The organism is Streptomyces mirabilis, from assembly GCF_018310535.1.
Taxonomy (GTDB): Bacteria; Actinomycetota; Actinomycetes; order Streptomycetales; family Streptomycetaceae; genus Streptomyces.
Genome location: NZ_CP074102.1, coordinates 2,680,386 through 2,699,104 on the forward strand (window position 1 = coordinate 2,680,386; position 18,719 = coordinate 2,699,104).

The following is an 18,719-nucleotide window of genomic DNA, read 5'->3' on the forward strand; positions in this document are numbered from 1 at the left end:
GACACCGCGCGGTCACCGCGGCAGGGCCCTCAGCAGCAGCCGGTACGGACGCAGGGTGATGCCGACGCGGGTCGCGTCATTGGACTCGGAGACCTGCTCGAACCGCCACCGGGACGCCACCGTCGCCGTGATCAGGCTGAGCTGCGCCATCGAGAAGTGGTCGCTCGGGCACTTCCGGTTGCCCACACTGAAGGGGCTCATGGCGTACTTCGGGACGTCCTTGGCGCGTTCCGGAAGCCAGCGGTCGGGGTCGAAATCCAGATGCCCGTCGTACGAGCGCGGATCGCGCTGGATGGCGAACGGACTGTAGACGATGTCGGCACCGGCCGGAATCCGATAGCCGCCGAGTTCGGTTTCGGTCACCGCCCGCCGGGTCAAAATCCATACGGCGGGGCGCAGCCGCATCGACTCGACGACGACATTGTTGGTGTACGACAGCTTCCGGACGTCGTCGAATGCGACGGGGCGGTCCCCTACGACGGATTTGACCTCCTCGGCCACCCGTGCGGCGTGTTCCGGGTGTTCGGTGAGGACTTGCAGCAGCCACATGATCGTGGACGCCACGGTTTCGCTGCCGGGCGTGAGTATCGCTACGACTTGGTCGTGGATCTCCTGTTCGCCGATCGGCTCGCCGTTCTCGTCCTTCGCTTCCAGCAATGCCGTCAGCAAATCGTCCGGCTTTTGACCGGATGCGCGGCGCTCGGCGACGATCTCGTCGACGAGGAGATGCAAATCGGCCAATGCGCGGTCGAATTTGCGGTTGGCCGGAAACGGCAGCCGATAGAGCGGGCCCGCCGGGATGACCATGCGCCGGTACATGCCGCGGAACACGGTGGCGAGCGCGATGCTCAGGCGCTCGGCGCGCTCGTCCATGAACTCGCCGCGCAGCAGACAGCGGGCCGCGATGCGCACGGCGACGCGGAACGACTCGGAGGTGCAGTCGACGGGCTCGCCCGACCCCATGCGCTCGGCGAGCGCCCGCGCCTCCTCCTCCATGATCGGTCCGTACTCGGGGATGATGTCGAGCCGGAACGCCGGCTGGATGGTGCGGCGCTGGCGACGGTGCCTGGGCCCGTTCGCGGTGGCGACGCCCTCCTTGCCGAGCAGGCCTTCCAGGGACTCCCAGAGGGGTCCGTCGATCTTGAAGTCGGTGCTGAGCGCCATCGCTCCGGTGAGGGCCGGCGAGGTGAGCGCGTACACCGTCTTGGGGCCCAGCTTGAGCCGTACGACGTCGCCGTGGTCGCGGAGCCGGGCGAGGAAGCCCAGCGGGTCGCGGACCAGTTTCCAGCCGTGACCCAGGACCGGCAGGCCGCCTCCGGCGAGGGGTGGAACGGGCAGCTGCGGTGCCGCGGGTTGCGCGGGCTTCACTGACTCGACGGTCATGACTCACCTGCCGCTTCGTTGTTGACGTACGGGGGTGTGGAGCGGTCGTCCCAGCTGTCGACGGTGTACCGGCCGGACTCGTGGTGGAACCAGTACACGGAGCTGAACCAGTTCCGCATATTGCCGAGGCACGCTTTCACGGCGAGGCTCAATTCCTTGCCGTGCACGGTGCCGTCCGCGAGGGTGTCGGCGAACCGGTTGAGGTCCTTTTCCGCGTCGAGGAATTCGGCGATGCATTCCTCGATCCGCCGCCGGATGTTCTGGACCGCTTCTTCGAGTGTCAGCCCCTCGTGGCGGATGAGGCTGATTCCGAGATTGTGGACCTCGTCGCCCGCGATTTCTTTCGGGAGCGAACAGAGGTCGTTGTACCAAGCGGCGAATTCCTGGCTCAGCAGGGCCGCCCGGCGATATGAGAAATGGTTCCGCACGGCGGTGGGAATTTCACTGCCCGCGCTCGGCTCCAGAAGGTCGGTCCAGATCCAGTGCGCGAAGGTGAGCCGCCTCAGTTCCAGATATTCCTCGACCGTGGGCACGGTGACGTTGACACGGTTGCGGAATTCCCGGTCGTACGCCTCGATCACCGCGTGGAAATGCCGGGCGAAGCGTGCGTTCCACTTCTTGGTCAGGAACGAGTACAGGCGCACCATGCTGTCCGCGAACCCCGCGACCAGGGGATCCTGGTGGTGCAGATACTCCCTCGGGGAGTCGAGAGCCGCGTGCAGCTGGAACCTGAGCCTCCGCCAGGCGCCGGGCCTGCCGTGGACGACATCGCGGTCGTGGCGGTCGTCCCAGACGAAGAACCACGCGCTGTAGTCGGCTATCGCCTGCATGACCTCGTCGGGGGCGCCAATGTAGTAGCCCGCCATCAGGTCCGTATAGCAAAGGCCGTCGGCATATTCGTCGACCTTGTCCGCCGGCATGAGGCGTTTTTCCCTCAGCCACGAACGTGTGTTCTCCTGGAGCCTCGGCCAATACGGGTGCAGTTGACGGGGAAACGCGGACTCGATCACCGGGATAGAGAGCGCCGGTGGAACCGCGACCACAGTCGGTGTCGATGAAGTGCCGTGTGAGAATGCATGCACGAACAAACCCCTCTCAGCCGCCAGTTGGCGCTGCGCCCCTCCCGCTGTGCCGGGCGTGCGCCGTTGCATATCCCCGCACTTCCCATTCAGCACCACAACTGACCGTTCTGGGAACGGATTTGCTTCACTCACTACCCCACAGTGCTGAGAATGTCCCCTTGCGTGACTGAATATGGATCACTAGAGGAGCGCAAGGGATCGAACGTGCGACGCACATGCGAACGGCGCCTGGTCAGGGGATTCCCCTTGACCAGACGCCGCTCGGGCAGGTCCGCGAGTGCGCGCGAGCCCCAACTGTCCCGCCGCGACTCAGCCGTTCAAGTCGCCCACCAGATCCTGTCCCGGTGTCCTAGTCGTTCGCGACGATCGGGTAGCGGGGCTCGTTCTCGGCCATCTGCCGCAGGGCCTCCTTGCGCTCGCGCTTGGAGAGCCGGTCGATGTAGAGGTAGCCGTACAGGTGGTCGGTCTCGTGCTGGAGGCAGCGCGCGAAGTAGCCGGTGCCGCGCACCTTGATCGGGTTGCCCTTCTCGTCCTGCCCGGTGACCTCCGCGTAGTCGGGGCGGGCCAGCGGCGCGTACGCGGTCGGCACGGAGAGGCAGCCCTCGTTGCTGTCGTCGAGGCGGCGCTGCTCGGCGGGCAGCTCGACGAGGACGGGGTTGCAGACGACACCGACGTGCCGCTTGCCCTCGTCGTCCTGGCAGTCGTAGACGAAGACCTTGAGATCGACGCCGATCTGGTTGGCCGCCAGGCCCACGCCCTCGGCGGTGCGCTGGCTGGCGAACATGTCGGCGATCAGCTCGTCGAGCTCGGGCCCGAACTCGGTGACGTCCTTGCACTCCTTGTGCAGCACCGGGTTGCCGACGACCGTGATCGGCCGCGAGGTACCGCGCTCACGGTAGGCCGCCTCGCGCTCCTCACCGTCCTCGGTGTCGTTGACGAAGCCCTCGTCGTCCACGGGGAGCACTCCAGAGTGCTGCTGCTCGGTGTCCTGCTGCGCCATGACCGACGTACGCCTTCCTCGAAACCAGGGGTGTGGTGCTCATACAGGGTACGGGGGTGGCACCCCGCGAGGGCGCGGGACCGTGTTGATCTGCGGCTCCGCCGCGTGGGCGCGACAAGCCCCCACCGGCCCGTGGCGAACCCGGAGCGCTCAGCACACCTCTTCGAGATCCCGCCAGTCCCGGGAGTCGGGGCTGTCCGCGACCCACCCGTCCAGCAACCCCCTGACCAGCGAAGCCGGCGCAGCGAGACCGCACTCCCGCTCCGGCACCCACAGCTGCCCGTCGGTGCGGTGACCGAGCGGTCCGGGATGCCCGGGCTCGCTGTGGTCGTGCGGGTCGAGGTGCTCACCGTCGCCCTCGTCGGACGGCATCCGCGACTCGGAACACATCCGGCACAGCAGCCGTACGGACGAGGACCAGTCCTCCGCGGCGAAGCCGGCGTCCGCCGCGAGCTGCTCCAGGGCGTCCCGGTCCTCCTCGGTGGCGGCCTCCAGGAGAACCACCCAGGTGGGTACCGGGGAGGGCGCCCACAGCTCGATCTCGTCGAAGACGGGATAGGCGTGCCCGGCGGCGGTCGTCCGCTCCCCGTGCGGGACACCGTCGTGCAGGACGACCTCGCCCCAGCGCCGCCCCGAGGACGGCAGCGGAATGGACAGGACCTCCACCCGGGCCGGATCGAGCCTGCGTCCCCACACGACCTCGGCCTCGCCCTCCGGCGACAGCCGTACGGCCGCACTGCCGAGGTCCATGCCCACCGGTTCTCCGGAGACGGCGGCCCCGCCGGGCACCCGCAGCCCGTACGCCTGCCAGGCGCGGCGGGCCAGCGGCCAGTCCTGCAGGGCGGTGGCGGCGATCCCGACGTTCCACCAGTCGGGGGCGCCCGCCTCCTGGTCGAGGAGTGCGACGGCCCTGAGGCCCGCGGCCCGTGCCTGCTCCCAGTCGTGCCGGAACTTGTGCAGCAGTGCCAGGTTGAACCAGGACTCCGACAGCCAGGGCTCCAGGTCCGCGGCGCGCGTCAGCAGCGCTCCCGCGTCCTCGTACCGGCCGTCGCCGATCAGCGTGAACGCGCGATCGGTGGCCTGCCGCCATGAGGCGGAGGGCCGGTGCCGTCCCTTGCCGAAGATCCTCACGATTCCCGCCTGCCAGTTCCTTGCGTTTCCCGCCTGCCGGTCCCTTGAAGAGTTTCTTGAAGACAGCGCAGCCCCGGGCTGGCCCGTGCCCCCGAACACCCTCTTCCTCGCATCCAACCACGGACCGTTGGACGGGCGCTCATTACCCATGGGTTACCCAGCCTGAGGCAGGGTAAGGCTGCCCCGCAACAGGACCCTGGCCAGCGACTCCACGACCTCGGGCTGATAGTCGCGGGCGGTGGCCAGGCGCAGCTTCTCCAAAGCGGTGAGGGGCCCGCCCGGGCCTGCTTCCCTGGCCATCTCCTCGTACGCGTTGACGGCCCGCACGATCCGTGCCGTGACCGGCTGCTCCCGGTAGGGATCGGCCTGCCGCTCCACGACCACGGCGACCTCGGCGTCCACGCCGGTCTGGCGTACGACGGCGCCGCCGAGGAGGGCGATGCGCCGCTGCTCGTCGGCGGAGAGCGCGGAGGTGGCTCCGGCGGGCACCGGGTCGACGAGGCTGAGCTGTCCGATGTCGTGCATGAGGGCCGCGTACTCCAGGATGGTCAGATCGGGCTCGGACAGCCCCAGCTCACGGCCGACGGCCCGGCTGAGCGCGGCGACCCGCCGGGCGTGCCCGGCGGGGGTGTACCCGGCGATCTCGGTCGCCCGCGCGAGTGAGGCGATCGTCTGCCGATAGGTGACGCGCACGGCGGCGAACCGCCGGACGGAGAGCTGGGTGAGCAGCAGGGGCAGCGAGAACACGGGCAGCGCCCACAGCCCGACGACCGCCACCGCGAGCGACATCACGGCCCCGGTCGCGCAGACCGCCGACCCGATGCCGAGCGTGGCCCGCAGCTCGTCCCGCAGCAGCGGTCCGAAGGGCCAGCGGGTCCGGGCGTGCGCCATCGCCGCCGCGAGCACGGCGTCGCACAGCGCGGTGAGCACCAGCAGGGAGACCAGCAGCAGGGCGTAGGAGGGACCGCTCCAGCCCGTCAACCTTCCCTGGATGTAGAGGGGTTGGAAGCAGACGGCGGCGAAGGCGACGGTGAGGACGCGCCGGGTGAGGTGGTCGGCGGTGGGCCCGCGACCGCGGGCGACGTGCGGTACGCAGCCGATGAGGGCCGCGGCCACGACGACCGCGACGATCTCGAGGACGCCGTGGTCGGTGCGGTGTCCGGCGTTCTCGCCGAGCAGCGCGTACGCGAGGGCTCCGGCGGCGGCGAGCGGCGCCGACTCCCGCTCCTCGGCCCCGCTCCAGCGGGTGAGCTCCCCCACGGCGATGAGGATCCCGAAGGCGAGCGCGACTCCTCGTTCCTCGAGACCGTGCCAGAAGACGACGGCCAGCGAGACGACCGCGAGGAGCAGGGCGACCGCGTGAACGAGGGTGAGGGTGAGGGGGGCTCGCCCGACGATCCCGTACGCGGGAATCTCCACCCCGACGACACTCATGGACGCCTCCGCCCGACGACGCCGCTCGACGGCGGGTCGCCACCCGTCGGCTCCCGGTCCGTGCCGCACTCGTCGGCGCCCGACGGACGCGCGCCCGTCCTCGTCGGGGACGGGTCTTTGCGTGTCGGGTTCCTCTCTGTCCGACTGGAAACGGTCGGAGCGGGCGGGTAGACCCCCGCGGTCACCGCAGGATGCCACCCGTGGCGGTCCAGCGCTCGTACCAGGGCCCGTACCATCCCGGGGTCGAACTGCGCCCCCGCACACCGTTCCAGTTCCTCCAGCGCCACCGGCACCGGCCGGGCCCGCCGGTAGGACCGGGTCGACGTCATCGCGTCGAACGCGTCGGCGACGGCCACCACGCGTGCGAACTCCGGGATCTGGCGCCCCACCAGCCCGTACGGGTACCCGCTCCCGTCGATCCGCTCATGGTGGTGCAGGATCGCCGACCGCGCCTCTCCGAGGAAGCCGATGCCGCGCACCATCTCGTGCCCGTACTCGGGATGCAGCTCGATGATCCGCCGTTCCTCCGGCGTCAGCGGCCCGTCCTTGCGCAGGAGCCGGGTGGGCACGCCCAGTTTCCCCACGTCGTGCAGGATCCCGGCGAACCGCAGCACTTCGACGCGCTCGTCGTCCATGCCCAGCTCACGGGCGATCATCATGGACGCCTGCCCGACCCGCTCGCTGTGCCCGCGCGTGTACCCGTCCTTGATGTCGACGGCCTGCACGAGGGCCCGGATGGTGGCCTGGTGGGCGGCCCGCTCCCGGTGGTACTGGGCGAACGCCCAGCAGGACACGTACATCGGCAGCAGGACGAGCAGCGCGGCGACAGGACCGTACGGACTGCGCCACAGCACCGCCATCATCAGCCCGGCGAGCCCGTGCACGGCGACGGAGGCGAGGGAGCGCGAGAAGAGCCCGCGCCAGGCGCCCCGCACCGGCACCCGCTCCGCGAGCGCCAGGATCCCGCCGTCGAGGGCGGTCAGCACCACGCAGAAGGTGAGCACCGCGGCCCCGGCGGGTACGAGCGCGTACGGGAAGTGGGGCAGGGCGACCGCGTCCCGGCCGCCCAGCGCCCAGTGCACCCGGGACGCCGCCCAGACCGCGACGGCGAGCTGGGCCGCGCGCCAGACCCGGCGCAGCCACCGCGGCCGCTGTTCGACACGGGCGAGCAGCGCGCCCGGCAGCGCCACGAGCGCGGCGGCCGACGGCGGCAGCAGAAAGGCCCCGGCGAGCAGCACGGGCAGGAAGGTGCCCAGCCCTCTGGGCGCGCCCCGCTCGGCGACGCGGGCGGCGGCACCCTTGGGGCCCTGCGGGAAGGGGATGCGCTCGCAGCCGGCATACAGCGCTGCCAGCAGGGCGACGATCCACCAGGGTGCGTGAACGGCGGGCAGCGGAGCCAGGCAGGCCAGGGCGGCGGCGACGACACAGACGACGTAGAAACGCGCCCACGCCGGAATCGACCCCATCGCCTCGTTCCCTCCCCCGGACGTCCCCTGCCCCGGTCAGGCTCCGGAGCCTAGGACGAGGGGAACGGTACGGGGGCGGCAATGGCCGAATCCGCGGGCTCGGAGCCCGCGGATTAGCACGTTCGGGTGATAACCGGACGATCTCCCCGGGGAGTTCAGGACTCCTGGGGTGTCGCGGTGACGTCGTGCTCGGGCACGGTCTGACCGGACCGGATCAGGTCGATACGGCCCATGACCTTGGCGCGCAGATCGGTCGGCACGTCGTCCTGGCCGCAGCACCGCTTGACCAGCTTCTTCACGGCCTGCTCGAGTCCGTACTTCTCGAGACACGGGGAGCACTCCTCGAAGTGCACCTCGAACTTGGTGCAGTCCGAGTCCGGCATCTCATGATCGAGGAACTCGTACAGGTGATCGAGTACCTCACTGCAATCCGTCTCGTGCGGCTCTCCGCAGCTCATGAGCCCGAGCCTTTCGCTTCGTTCGACTCTCCGGCGCCGGCCGGGACCAGCCCGCGGTCACGGGCGTAGTCCTCGAGCATGCCGCGCAGTTGGCGACGGCCCCGGTGCAGCCGGGACATCACCGTACCGATGGGTGTCCCCATGATGTCCGCGATCTCCTTGTACGCAAAGCCTTCTACATCAGCGAGATAGACCGCGATGCGGAATTCCTCGGGGATCGCCTGCAGCGCAGCCTTGACGTCCGAATCGGGCAGGTGGTCGAGCGCCTGCGACTCCGCGGAGCGCAGACCGGTCGACATGTGCGACTCGGCACGCGCGAGCTGCCAGTCCTCGATCTCCTCGGCCGCACTGCGCTGGGGTTCGCGCTGCTTCTTGCGGTACGAGTTGATGAAGGTGTTGGTGAGAATGCGATACAGCCAAGCCTTGAGGTTGGTGCCCTCGCGGAACTGGTGGAAGGACGCGTACGCCTTCGCGTACGTCTCCTGCACCAGGTCCTCGGCGTCGGCCGGGTTGCGCGTCATGCGCAGGGCGGCCGAGTACATCTGGTCGAGGAATTCGAGCGCGTCCCGCTCGAAGCGCGCGGTGCGCTCGGCGGACGACTCCGTGCTCGTGCCCTGGCCCTCGGGCTGCTCCGCCTGGCCGTGATCGGTCCCTGCGTCGGTCCCAGTGACCGGACCCACCTCCTCCAGCGACGTGGCAGGACCGAAACCGGTCCCACTCGAATCGGAGGATAGACGAACATCCACACCCGCCGCCGCTCGAACGGGGGCGGTCTTCGCCGCGTGCAGCACCGTCCAGTCCAGCTCAGGGCTACTGCTGCGGTTCGGGCAGATGGTCGAACCCATGCGGCGGACTTCCTCTCGTTCGAACGGTTCAGCACGCTCCGTGCTGTCTGCTCGGCACAACAGTGGTCCGCCGCCCGACATTCCCGTGCGTCACCCGAGTGACGCGATCCACCTCACGACGCCGTCGGTGATGATCTCCAGGGCCGCATCCTGGTCGATCGGTGCCCGTTTCGGGACGGCGAAGCCATGATCGCCGTACGGCACCTCGATCAGATCGTGCGAGCCCTTCGGGAACTCCGCCGGCTTGCCGAACGGATCGTTGCCGCCCTGGACCACGAGGGTGGGCACCCCGGCGCCGAGGAGTTCGTCGGCGCGGGACTTCTCGGGCTTGCCGGGTGGGTGCAGCGGGAAACTGAGGGCGAGGACGGCGGTGGCGCCGAGTTCCGTCGCCGTACGGCAGGCGACGCGGGCTCCGGCGCTGCGACCGCCCGCGACCACCGGCAGCCCGGGCTTCGCGACCGTGGGCCACAGGCCCCGCCATCCCCCGTCCAGGGTCCTCGGCGCGGGCGCCAGCTTCTTCCCGGCCACCCGCCAGGGCTGCTCGACGAGCGCGACGCTCACGCCGTGCCCGGGCAGTACCGCGGCCAGCGCCTGGAGATCGCGCGCCTCGATACCACCGCCCGCGCCGTGACTCACGGCAAGCACGAGGCGTGGCTTCCCGGCCCGGTGCCAGGTGACGCGGGCGGTACCGGCGTCCGTGTCGATCGTCTCGATCGCGTCCATGATCTCCGTCACGTCAGGCTTGCAGGAGCTCCGTCACGTCGGGCTCCCATGAGCTCCGTCACGTCAGAAAAGTGTGCCCTCTTCGGGGCCCTCCAGCTCCTTCAGCAGCTCCGGCCCGTTGTTGCGGACGTTGCTGACGGCCGTGGAGACGGGATAGGCGCGCATCAGCCCGGCGGGCGGCGGCGCGAGCAGCTCGCGCAGGCCGTCGACATCCGTACGGGCCGGGTCGAGCCAGGCGTCCCAGCGGTCCGGGGTGAGCATCAGGGGCATCCGCGGGTGAATGTCGGCGAGGGTGTACGGCCCCTCGGCGGGCGCCACCGCGAGCGGCGAGGTCTCCGCCTCGGTCGTGATCACCGAGCAGGTCGCCCACCAGGCCCGGGGGTGGTCGTCGGGGAGCGTCCTGTCGCGCCAGAACTCGTACAGCCCGGCCATCGCGAAGACCGAGCCGTCCGCGGGGAGCACGAAGTACGGCTGCTTGCGCGGCCGCTTCTTCTTGCCCTCGACCTCGAGATCGCGCTCGGTGGACCCGGTGACCCACTCGTAGTAGCCGTCGGCGGGGATGACGCAGCGCCGGGCGGCGAAGGCACGGCGGTACGAGGGCTTCTCGTGCACGGTCTCCGCGCGGGCGTTGATCATCCGGGCGCCGCCCTCGGGCGTCTTGGCCCAGGACGGGACGAGCCCCCACTTGAGTCTGCGCAGCTGGCGAACCGGCTTCGGGCTCTGCGCGTCCTTAAGTGGGCGGTCGAGGACGGCATAGACCTCCTTGGTCGGAGCCACGTTGTAGTCGGGGTCCAAGGCCTCCTCGGGATCCCACTTCTCGACCTCAAAGATTCCTGCGAGATCCTCGGGCCTACGACTCGCTGCATACCGTCCGCACATACGTGCCACACTGCCAGATTCCGCGACACCAGAGGGAGCCACCACAGACAATGGACAGCACCGCATCCACCTCGCTGGCCTCGCTCTGGGACCAGGTCTCCGGCACCCAGCCGGACCCCGATCTGTGGGTGGTGATAGCCACCATGGTCGCCTCTCTCGCGGTGATCGTCCCGCACGGCGTCTGGCGTGTCTCCCGCAACGCCATCACCATCGCGCACGAGGGCGGCCACGGGCTGGTGGCGCTGCTGACCGGGCGGAGCCTCAGTGGTATCCGGCTGCACTCCGACACCAGTGGCCTCACCGTCAGCCGCGGCAAGCCCACCGGCCTCGGCATGATCCTCACAGCGGCGGCCGGCTACACCGCTCCCCCGCTGCTCGGCCTCGGCGGCGCCGCGCTGCTGGGCGTGGGCCGCATCACTCTGCTCCTGTGGCTGGCCACGGCCCTGCTCGTCGCGATGCTGGTGATGATCCGCAACGCCTACGGGGCACTCACGGTGGTCCTCACCGGCGGCACGTTCCTGGTGGTGTCCTGGCTCGCCGGACCCCAGGTGCAGGCGGCGTTCGCGTACGCCGTGGTGTGGTTCCTGCTGCTCGGCGGCGTCCGTCCGGCCTTCGAGCTCCAGGCCAAGCGCAGCCGGGGCGGCGCCGGCGACTCCGACGCCGACCAGCTCTCCCGCCTCACCCACGTCCCGGCGGGGCTGTGGCTGTTCCTGTTCCACGCGGTGTCCCTGTGCTCCCTGCTGGGCGGCGGCCGCTGGCTGCTGGGGCGTTGAGTGCCGGCTGCCGGGACGTTGAGGCACCCCTGAATCTTTCGCTCACATTCCGTCACTTTTGATCAAGATCTACCCCCACCCCCACCCACTAAAGTGGGCGCATGACCGCGAACCCCGCCCACACCGCCCTCTGGCCCGCCCCGCACGCGAGCGGAGCCGTCGACGCGACGGTCCACGTGCCGGGGTCCAAGTCGGTCACCAACCGCGCCCTCGTCCTCGCCGCGCTCGCCTCGGAGCCGGGCTGGCTGCGCCGCCCGCTGCGCTCCCGCGACACGCTGCTGATGGCGGGCGCGCTGCGCGCGATGGGCGTCGGCATCGAGGAGACGGTGGCGTCCAGCTCCACGGTCGCCGCGGGCCCGGACGCCTCCGGCGAGGCCTGGCGGGTCATCCCCTCGGGTCTTCAGGGCCCGGCCACGGTCGACGTCGGCAACGCCGGCACCGTGATGCGCTTCCTGCCCCCGGTCGCCGCCCTCGCGGACGGCCCCATCCGCTTCGACGGCGACCCCCGGTCGTACGAGCGCCCGCTGAACGGGGTGATCGACGCGCTGCGCCTGCTCGGCGCCCGCATCGACGACGACGGCCGCGGCGCGCTGCCGCTGACCGTGCACGGCGGCGGCGCCCTGGACGGCGGCCCGGTGGAGATCGACGCGTCCTCGTCGTCCCAGTTCGTGAGCGCCCTCCTCCTGTCCGGCCATCGCTTCAACCAGGGCGTCGAGGTCCGGCACACCGGCTCGACGCTGCCCTCGATGCCGCACATCCGGATGACGGTCGACATGCTGCGCGCGGTCGGCGCGCAGGTGGACACCCCGGAGTCGGGCGGCGAGCCCAACGTCTGGCGGGTCACGCCCGGCGCGCTGCTCGGCCGCGACCTGATCATCGAGCCGGACCTGTCGAACGCCCAGCCGTTCCTGGCGGCGGCCCTGGTGACCGGCGGCACGGTCGTCGTCCCCGACTGGCCCGCGCACACCACCCAGCCCGGTGACCGGCTGCGGGAGATCTTCACCGAGATGGGCGGTTCCTGCGAACTGACCGACAGCGGTCTGGAGTTCACCGGTTCGGGTGCGATCCACGGCATCGACGTGGACCTGAGCGAGGTCGGCGAGCTGACCCCGGGCATCGCGGCGGTCGCGGCCCTCGCCGACTCCCCGTCCACCCTGCGGGGCGTGGCCCATCTGCGCCTGCACGAGACGGACCGGCTGGCCGCGCTCACCAAGGAGATCAACGAACTCGGCGGTGACGTCACCGAGACCGCCGACGGCCTGCACATCCGCCCGCGCCGACTGCACGGCGGCATCTTCCACACCTACGACGACCACCGCATGGCGACCGCCGGCGCGATCATCGGGCTGGTGGTGGAGGGGGTGCAGATCGAGAACGTGGCGACGACGGCGAAGACCCTGCCGGACTTCCCCGATCTGTGGACCGGAATGCTCGGGAACTGACGGGCGGACCGGGATCATGCGCCGCTACGGCAAGCACACCGACGAGGACGACATCCGCCAGCGCCCCAACCGCAAGGGCAACCGTCCGCGTACGAACATCCGCCCCAAGCACGAGGAGGCGGTCGAGGGCATGGTCGTCACCGTCGACCGGGGCCGCCTGACCTGCCTCGTCGAGGACCGCCTCGTGACGGCGATGAAGGCCCGCGAGCTGGGCCGCAAGGCCGCCGTCGTCGGTGACCGGGTCGCGATCGTCGGCGATCTGTCCGGCGAGAAGGACACCCTCGCCCGCATCGTCCGCATCGAGCCGCGCAGCTCGGTACTGCGCCGCACGGCCGACGACGACGACCCCTACGAGCGCGTGGTCGTCGCCAACGCCGACCAGCTCGCCATCGTCACCGCCCTCGCCGACCCCGAGCCGCGCCCGCGCCTGATCGACCGCTGCCTGGTCGCGGCGTACGACGCCGGCCTGGAACCCCTGCTGGTGCTGACCAAGTCGGACCTTGCCCCGCCCGACGAACTCCTCGCGCTGTACGGGGCGTTGGGCGTCCCCTACGTCGTGACGAGCCGTGAGGAGCTGGAGAGCGGCGCGGCGGTGGACCGGGTGCGCAAGCAGCTGGACGGCAAGATCACGGCGTTCGTCGGGCATTCCGGCGTCGGCAAGACGACCCTGGTGAACGCGCTGGTCTCGCAGGAGCGGCGGCGCAGCACCGGCCACGTGAACGCCGTCACGGGCCGCGGCCGGCACACCACGACCTCGGCGCGCGCGATCCCGCTCCCGGGCAGTGAGGGCTGGGTCATCGACACTCCGGGCGTCCGCTCCTTCGGCCTGCACCACGTCGACCCGTCCCGGGTCATCCACGCCTTCCCCGACCTCGAACCCGGTACCGAAGGCTGTCCGCGCGCGTGCAGCCACGACGAACCGGACTGCGCGCTGGACCAGTGGGTGGCGGACGGCCACGCGGACCCGCAGCGGCTCTACTCCCTGCGCCGGCTGCTGGCGACGCGCGAGCGCACGGAGGGTGACTGAGTCCCCTGAGCCCCCTTGTGACCTCCGCGTTGTTTGCGTGGGCGGCCCGTCGGTAAGTGCTTAGCCGGTCGGCAAATGCATAATCGCACCAAGCCGGACCCAGGCCGGACCAAGCAGTCGACGTGCGGACACGGGAGGACGAAACATGGCGTGGCTGCTGGTCGTTGTGGCGGGACTGCTCGAAACCGGCTTCGCCGTCTGTCTGAAACTCTCGCACGGCTTCACGAGACTCTGGCCGACGGTCGCCTTCTGCGTCTTCGCGCTCGGCAGCTTCGGTCTGCTGACCCTCGCCCTGCGCAAGCTCGACGTCGGCCCGGCGTACGCGGTATGGACCGGCATCGGCGCGGCGGGCACCGCCATCTACGGCATGATCTTCCTCGGCGACCTGGTGTCGACGCTCAAGATCGTCTCCATCAGCTTCGTCATCATCGGCGTCATCGGCCTACAGCTCTCGGGCTCCGCTCACTGAGGCGCCCCGTCAGGGGTGCGGGGAAGTCTTCTCGGGGGCGCGGCATGTCTTCTCGGGGGCGCGGCGAAGTCTTCTGGGAGGGTGCGGGGAACCGCGCGACCAGCCACAACGACTCGCACCCGCCCGCCCAGCTGCCGAGGCACCCCGGAAGGCGTCACCTCAACTGCCGTGGCAACGCACCGCGTACCAGCTCCGTCACCCCACCCTCCCCCGGCGGAGCCGCCACACACGACAACGACAACCGCACCACCAACTCACACGCCCCGGTCAACTCCCCCACGTCCCCCCTCATCGCCCCGGGCCCGGACAACGCCGCGACGGCTCGGTCCCGTACGAGCGCCACGAAGTCCGCCGGCGAGGGCAACGGCCCGTCCGCCCTCCGCTGCGCGGGCACCGCGGACGACGACGGCACCGCCGAGAGCGTCGGCGACGGCAGCCGCTCACTCCAGCACCCGGTCAGCATGGCCCGTACGAGCGCGTTGGCCCGGGCCGCCGACGTGGTCCACTCGGCGGTCGCGACCAGCCGCTCGCGCGCGTCCGCGTGGGCGGCCAGCGCACGCTCGACCCCGGCGAGATAGCCGTCGGCCTCCCGCCGTACGAGGGCGCGTGCGAGCCCCTCCTTGCTTCCGAACTCGTTGTACAGCGTCTGGCGGGACACACCGGCCACGGCGGCGACGTCGACCATCCGCACCGTGGACCACGGGCGGTGTGCGAGCGCCGTATAGGCGGCATCCAGAAGGGATTCCCGCGCTGCAGGCATCTTTCGCCTCCCTGGGGGCGAGCGGGCGGCACTGCAGCTCAGATTTGACGCGCACAGGGGCACTGTCAAGGGTTCGCGGCGGCGTCGAGGGGCGTACGCCGACCCCCGCACGCCGCGATGATCAACCAGGCCGTGCGGCCCGCGCCCCGAGGCGCCCCGAGCCCCGTGACCGTGCCCGAAGATCCCCCGGGCCGTATGGCTGTGGCCCGAGTGGGCCATATACGGTGCAGTCATGCCCGACTATCGCGATGACCTGCGCCTGGCCCATGTCCTGGCGGACGCCGCCGACGCGGCGACGATGGACCGGTTCAAGGCGCTCGACCTCAAGGTCGAGACCAAGCCGGACATGACGCCGGTGAGCGAGGCGGACAAGGCCGCCGAGGAGCTGATCCGCGGCCACCTCCAGCGGGCACGGCCGCGCGACGCGATCCTCGGCGAGGAGTACGGCATCGAGGGCACCGGCCCGCGCCGCTGGGTGATCGACCCGATCGACGGCACCAAGAACTACGTCCGCGGGGTGCCCGTCTGGGCCACGCTGATCTCCCTGATGGAAGCGGCCGAGGGCGGCTACCAACCGGTGGTCGGGGTGGTCTCCGCGCCGGCGCTGGGCCGCCGCTGGTGGGCGGCGAAGGGGCACGGCGCGTTCACCGGCCGCAGCCTGTCCTCGGCCACGCGTCTGAAGGTCTCCCAGGTCTCGCGGATGGCCGACGCGTCCTTCGCGTACTCCTCGCTGTCCGGCTGGGAGGACCAGGGCCGCCTCGACGGCTTCCTTGACCTGACGAAGGCGGTCTGGCGCACACGCGGTTACGGCGACTTCTGGCCGTACATGATGGTCGCGGAGGGTTCGGTAGACATCTGTGCGGAGCCCGAGCTGTCGCTGTGGGACATGGCGGCGAACGCGATCGTGGTGACCGAGGCGGGCGGATCCTTCACGGGCCTCGACGGCCGCCCGGGCCCGCACAGCGGCAACGCGGCCGCGTCGAACGGCATCCTCCACGACGAGCTGCTCGGTTATCTGAACCAGCGGTACTGAGCCGACGAGCTGCCGGGATCCGAACCAGCGGTGCTGAAGAGCCGGTGGCGCGCCCTTGTGACCCATGGGCGCCCCCGAAACTCACCGCACGCCCTCTTGTTGACCCTCCCTTTAACTGCGACTCTGAGAGTCCCCCCACTTGTGAACTTGTGAATCGCTTCTCTTGGCGCTTCACCAAGGAGGTGGCTCCAGCCCATGCTCGTCCGCGACGCCATGAGCACGGTGGTCCTGACCATCGGCCCGGCACACACTCTCCGTCAGGCGGCCTGCCTGATGTCCTCCCGCCGCGTAGGCGCGGCCGTCGTCCACGACGAGGACTCCTCCGGCCTCGGCATCCTCACCGAACGCGACATCCTCAACTCGATCGCCCTCGGACAGAACCCGGACACCGAGACCGCGGGCACCCACACCACGACCGACGTCGTCTTCGCCGCCCCCGTCTGGACCCTGGAGGAGGCCGCGGCGGCGATGGCACACGGCGGCTTCCGACACCTGATCGTGCTCGACGACAACGGCCCGGTCGGCATCGTCTCGGTCCGCGACATCATCCGCTGCTGGGCACCGAAGCGGCAGCGGGTACCCGCGTAGACGCCCGGGAGCCGCCGGGCCCGCACATGCCGACGGGCCGGACCCCCTACATCACTCAGGGGGATCCGGCCCACCGCCCACGACAAGCGATCCAGTGCTGGTTGTCAGCCGCGCAGGGCCTGGACCGCGGCCTCCAGCCGCTTGCCGAAGTCTTCGTCAGCCTGACGGAAGTTGTCGATCGCGCGCTCGGCGATGTCGTCACGGGAGACCTTGGCGATGAAACCCGCCAGGTTCGCGATCAGACGCCCCTGCTCGTCCTCCGACATCAGGCGGTACAGATTGCCCGCCTGCACGAAGTCGTCGTCCTCGGAGTGGGGCGGCGCCCCGGTCTCACCGGTGTGGCCGGTCACCGCGATCGGCTGCCACAGCGGCCGGTCCGTCTGGAACGGACCGCCGAAGCTGTTCGGCTCGTAGTTCTTCGCGCCCCTGTGACGGCCGTCGTACAGGGAACCGTCACGGGAGTTCGTGCGCGCCTCGGCGGCGTGCGGGCGGTTCACCGGCAGGTGGTCGGCGTTGATGCCGACGCGGTATCGGTGCGCGTCGCCATAGGCGAAGAGCCGCCCCTGAAGCATCTTGTCGGGCGAAGGCCCGATGCCCGGCACGAAGTGCGCCGGCGAGAAGATGGACTGCTCGACCTCGGCGAAGATGTTCTCCGGGTTGCGGTTGAGCTCCAGCCTGCCGATCTCGATCGGCGGGTAGTCCTCGTGCGGCCACACCTTGGTGAGGTCGAACGGGTTGAACCGGTAGGTCGCCGCGTCGGCCGCCGGCATGATCTGCACCTGCACGGTCCAGGACGGGAACTCACCGCGCTCGATGGCCTCGCGCAGGTCGCGCTGGTGGGAGTCGGGGTCCTCACCGGCAAGCTTGTCGGCCTCTGCCTGGGTGAGGTTCTTGATGCCCTGGTCGGTCTTGAAGTGGTACTTGACCCAGAAGACCTCGCCGGCCTCGTTGTTCCACTGGAACGTGTGCGAGCCGTACCCGTTGAGATGCCGGTAGGAGGCCGGGATCCCCCGGTCACCGAAGAGCCAGGTCACCTGATGCGTGCTCTCGGGGCTGAGACCCCAGAAATCCCACACATTGTCGGCCTCCTGCGAACCGGTGTACGGGTCGCGCTTCTGCGTGTGGATGAAGTCGGGGAACTTGATGGCGTCCTTGATGAAGAACACCGGGGTGTTGTTGCCGACGAGGTCGTAGTTGCCCTCCTCGGTGTAGAACTTCAGCGCGAAGCCGCGGGGGTCACGGACCGCGTCCGCGGAGCCGAGGTTGCCGGCCACCGTCGAGAACCGTAGAAAGGTCTCGGTCTGCTTGCCGACCTCGGAGAGGAACGCGGCGCGGGTGTAGGGGGTGATATCCGCGGTGACCGTGAAGGTGCCGTAGGCGGCGGCGCCACGGGCGTGCACGACACGCTCCGGGATGCGCTCACGGTTGAAGTGGGCGAGCTTCTCGAGAAGCAGCTGGTCCTGAACGAGCACCGGGCCTCCGACGCCCGCGGTCTCGCTGTTCTGGTTGTCGGCCACCGGCGCGCCGGCCTCCGTCGTAAGCGGTCCCTGCGTCACGTGCGCCTCCTGCGTCATTCCGGACCAGTCCTGCCCAGTCCCACCCGATGGCTAATGCCGAATCGATCCTACATTAGACAATATCTAAGTCAATCACTCGTCCAAATTCACACCCATTCAGGATCTGGTCATCTTGCTGTTAAGCTGGCCTGTATGAGTGACCTGTTGGAACGACTGCGCGGACGCGGATGGCGAATGACCGCGCAGCGGCGTGTCGTGGCCGAGGTCCTCGACGGCGATCACGTCCATCTGACGGCCGACGAGGTGCATGCCCGAGCTGTCGCCAAGCTGCCCGAGATCTCCCGGGCGACCGTCTACAACACGTTGGGTGAGCTGGTCTCGCTCGGCGAGGTGCTGGAAGTCGCGACGGACAAGCGCGCCAAGCGCTACGACCCGAACGCGCACCGTCCGCACCACCACCTGGTCTGCGCCCAGTGCGGCTCGATCCGCGACGTCCACCCGAGCGGCAACCCGCTCGCCGACCTCCCCGACTCGGAGCGCTTCGGCTTCACGGTCTCGGACGTAGAGGTGACATACCGGGGCCTGTGCCCCACCTGCGCATCGGCCTGACTCCCCCGAAGCCCCCGGCCTCCACGGACGCCGGGGCTTTCCCTTCCCTCCAACATCCCCGAAAACGCCGAAGGACCCAGATCTGAATGATCTGGGTCCT

At 70.0% G+C, this 18,719-nt stretch carries 19 protein-coding genes; 7 read left to right on the forward strand and 12 right to left on the reverse strand.

What is annotated here, in order from left to right; all coding sequences use genetic code 11:
* Positions 1 to 12 precede the first annotated feature (12 nt).
* The 10 genes from SMIR_RS11625 to SMIR_RS11670 all read right to left on the reverse strand — a co-directional run bounded on the left by SMIR_RS11625 (position 13) and on the right by SMIR_RS11670 (position 10,401).
* Entirely contained in the window at positions 13 to 1,383 is a 1,371-nt protein-coding gene (locus tag SMIR_RS11625; protein ID WP_168495387.1) for a bifunctional albaflavenone monooxygenase/terpene synthase, read from the reverse strand.
* A complete protein-coding gene (gene cyc1, locus SMIR_RS11630) occupies positions 1,380 to 2,465 on the reverse strand; it encodes an epi-isozizaene synthase (protein ID WP_211119069.1) in 1,086 nt (361 codons plus the stop codon). The genes SMIR_RS11625 and cyc1 overlap by 4 nt, the downstream gene beginning before the upstream one ends.
* Positions 2,466 to 2,814: 349 nt before the next feature.
* Positions 2,815 to 3,465, reverse strand: a complete 651-nt coding sequence (gene def, locus SMIR_RS11635) for a peptide deformylase (RefSeq protein ID WP_168495385.1) — start codon at positions 3,463 to 3,465, stop codon at positions 2,815 to 2,817.
* Between the two features lie 150 nt (positions 3,466 to 3,615).
* Positions 3,616 to 4,596 (reverse strand): tetratricopeptide repeat protein, encoded by a 981-nt coding sequence (locus SMIR_RS11640; protein ID WP_212726962.1) that lies wholly within the window; start codon positions 4,594 to 4,596, stop codon positions 3,616 to 3,618.
* 153 nt (positions 4,597 to 4,749) lie between these two features.
* A complete protein-coding gene (locus SMIR_RS11645) occupies positions 4,750 to 6,030 on the reverse strand; it encodes an HD-GYP domain-containing protein (protein ID WP_168495381.1) in 1,281 nt (426 codons plus the stop codon).
* The gene (locus tag SMIR_RS11650) at positions 6,027 to 7,496 is read right to left on the reverse strand and encodes an HD-GYP domain-containing protein (protein ID WP_212726963.1); all 1,470 of its coding nucleotides are present in this window, start codon (positions 7,494 to 7,496) and stop codon (positions 6,027 to 6,029) included. Before SMIR_RS11650 ends, SMIR_RS11645 begins: the two co-directional genes overlap by 4 nt.
* Positions 7,497 to 7,651: 155 nt before the next feature.
* Complete coding sequence (gene rsrA, locus SMIR_RS11655) at positions 7,652 to 7,954, reverse strand: mycothiol system anti-sigma-R factor (protein WP_054228151.1); 303 nt, start codon at positions 7,952 to 7,954, stop codon at positions 7,652 to 7,654.
* A complete protein-coding gene (gene sigR / locus SMIR_RS11660; protein WP_054228152.1) occupies positions 7,951 to 8,634 on the reverse strand; it encodes an RNA polymerase sigma factor SigR in 684 nt (227 codons plus the stop codon). The genes rsrA and sigR overlap by 4 nt, the downstream gene beginning before the upstream one ends.
* A gap of 255 nt (positions 8,635 to 8,889) precedes the next feature.
* Positions 8,890 to 9,522 (reverse strand): alpha/beta hydrolase family protein, encoded by a 633-nt coding sequence (locus SMIR_RS11665; protein ID WP_211119068.1) that lies wholly within the window; start codon positions 9,520 to 9,522, stop codon positions 8,890 to 8,892.
* A 63-nt stretch (positions 9,523 to 9,585) separates the two neighbouring features.
* Positions 9,586 to 10,401: an SOS response-associated peptidase gene (locus tag SMIR_RS11670; protein WP_168495377.1), complete on the reverse strand. Its 816-nt coding sequence runs from the start codon at positions 10,399 to 10,401 to the stop codon at positions 9,586 to 9,588.
* A 50-nt stretch (positions 10,402 to 10,451) separates the two neighbouring features.
* On the opposite strand from SMIR_RS11670, the gene SMIR_RS11675 reads away from it, so the two are divergent.
* From SMIR_RS11675 to SMIR_RS11690, 4 genes are all read left to right on the forward strand, one after another.
* The gene (locus SMIR_RS11675) at positions 10,452 to 11,174 is read left to right on the forward strand and encodes a M50 family metallopeptidase (RefSeq protein ID WP_168495375.1); all 723 of its coding nucleotides are present in this window, start codon (positions 10,452 to 10,454) and stop codon (positions 11,172 to 11,174) included.
* A 101-nt stretch (positions 11,175 to 11,275) separates the two neighbouring features.
* Entirely contained in the window at positions 11,276 to 12,616 is a 1,341-nt protein-coding gene (gene aroA, locus SMIR_RS11680) for a 3-phosphoshikimate 1-carboxyvinyltransferase (RefSeq protein ID WP_168495373.1), read from the forward strand.
* A 16-nt stretch (positions 12,617 to 12,632) separates the two neighbouring features.
* Complete coding sequence (gene rsgA, locus SMIR_RS11685; protein WP_168495371.1) at positions 12,633 to 13,643, forward strand: ribosome small subunit-dependent GTPase A; 1,011 nt, start codon at positions 12,633 to 12,635, stop codon at positions 13,641 to 13,643.
* A 145-nt stretch (positions 13,644 to 13,788) separates the two neighbouring features.
* A complete protein-coding gene (locus SMIR_RS11690; RefSeq protein WP_067368647.1) occupies positions 13,789 to 14,112 on the forward strand; it encodes a DMT family transporter in 324 nt (107 codons plus the stop codon).
* A 154-nt stretch (positions 14,113 to 14,266) separates the two neighbouring features.
* Here SMIR_RS11690 and SMIR_RS11695 read toward each other — a convergent pair whose 3' ends face one another.
* A complete protein-coding gene (locus SMIR_RS11695) occupies positions 14,267 to 14,872 on the reverse strand; it encodes a TetR/AcrR family transcriptional regulator (protein ID WP_168495369.1) in 606 nt (201 codons plus the stop codon).
* A gap of 232 nt (positions 14,873 to 15,104) precedes the next feature.
* Between SMIR_RS11695 and hisN the strand changes: the two genes are divergently transcribed.
* A complete protein-coding gene (hisN, locus tag SMIR_RS11700) occupies positions 15,105 to 15,905 on the forward strand; it encodes a histidinol-phosphatase (RefSeq protein WP_054228280.1) in 801 nt (266 codons plus the stop codon).
* A 195-nt stretch (positions 15,906 to 16,100) separates the two neighbouring features.
* Positions 16,101 to 16,493 carry a CBS domain-containing protein gene (locus SMIR_RS11705; RefSeq protein ID WP_067368643.1) on the forward strand — a complete coding sequence of 131 codons (393 nt, stop codon included), beginning with the start codon at positions 16,101 to 16,103 and terminating at the stop codon, positions 16,491 to 16,493.
* 104 nt (positions 16,494 to 16,597) lie between these two features.
* Here SMIR_RS11705 and SMIR_RS11710 read toward each other — a convergent pair whose 3' ends face one another.
* Positions 16,598 to 18,067 carry a catalase gene (locus tag SMIR_RS11710; protein ID WP_168495367.1) on the reverse strand — a complete coding sequence of 490 codons (1,470 nt, stop codon included), beginning with the start codon at positions 18,065 to 18,067 and terminating at the stop codon, positions 16,598 to 16,600.
* Between the two features lie 135 nt (positions 18,068 to 18,202).
* Here SMIR_RS11710 and SMIR_RS11715 point away from each other — a divergent pair, with 135 nt between their 5' ends.
* Entirely contained in the window at positions 18,203 to 18,619 is a 417-nt protein-coding gene (locus SMIR_RS11715) for a Fur family transcriptional regulator (protein WP_054228161.1), read from the forward strand.
* Positions 18,620 to 18,719 lie beyond the last annotated feature (100 nt).

Bases quoted from the DNA above. Each gene is read 5' to 3' on its own strand.
- SMIR_RS11625 (WP_168495387.1), bottom strand. From the start codon at position 1,383: ATGACCGTCGAGTCAGTGAAGCCCGCGCAACCCGCGGCACCGCAGCTG.
- def (WP_168495385.1), bottom strand. From the start codon at position 3,465: ATGGCGCAGCAGGACACCGAGCAGCAGCACTCTGGAGTGCTCCCCGTG.
- SMIR_RS11645 (WP_168495381.1), bottom strand. From the start codon at position 6,030: ATGAGTGTCGTCGGGGTGGAGATTCCCGCGTACGGGATCGTCGGGCGA.
- SMIR_RS11650 (WP_212726963.1), bottom strand. From the start codon at position 7,496: ATGGGGTCGATTCCGGCGTGGGCGCGTTTCTACGTCGTCTGTGTCGTC.
- rsrA (WP_054228151.1), bottom strand. From the start codon at position 7,954: ATGAGCTGCGGAGAGCCGCACGAGACGGATTGCAGTGAGGTACTCGAT.
- SMIR_RS11665 (WP_211119068.1), bottom strand. From the start codon at position 9,522: ATGGACGCGATCGAGACGATCGACACGGACGCCGGTACCGCCCGCGTC.
- SMIR_RS11670 (WP_168495377.1), bottom strand. From the start codon at position 10,401: ATGTGCGGACGGTATGCAGCGAGTCGTAGGCCCGAGGATCTCGCAGGA.
- SMIR_RS11675 (WP_168495375.1), top strand. From the start codon at position 10,452: ATGGACAGCACCGCATCCACCTCGCTGGCCTCGCTCTGGGACCAGGTC.
- aroA (WP_168495373.1), top strand. From the start codon at position 11,276: ATGACCGCGAACCCCGCCCACACCGCCCTCTGGCCCGCCCCGCACGCG.
- rsgA (WP_168495371.1), top strand. From the start codon at position 12,633: ATGCGCCGCTACGGCAAGCACACCGACGAGGACGACATCCGCCAGCGC.
- SMIR_RS11690 (WP_067368647.1), top strand. From the start codon at position 13,789: ATGGCGTGGCTGCTGGTCGTTGTGGCGGGACTGCTCGAAACCGGCTTC.
- SMIR_RS11695 (WP_168495369.1), bottom strand. From the start codon at position 14,872: ATGCCTGCAGCGCGGGAATCCCTTCTGGATGCCGCCTATACGGCGCTC.
- hisN (WP_054228280.1), top strand. From the start codon at position 15,105: ATGCCCGACTATCGCGATGACCTGCGCCTGGCCCATGTCCTGGCGGAC.
- SMIR_RS11705 (WP_067368643.1), top strand. From the start codon at position 16,101: ATGCTCGTCCGCGACGCCATGAGCACGGTGGTCCTGACCATCGGCCCG.
- SMIR_RS11710 (WP_168495367.1), bottom strand. From the start codon at position 18,067: ATGACGCAGGAGGCGCACGTGACGCAGGGACCGCTTACGACGGAGGCC.
- SMIR_RS11715 (WP_054228161.1), top strand. From the start codon at position 18,203: ATGAGTGACCTGTTGGAACGACTGCGCGGACGCGGATGGCGAATGACC.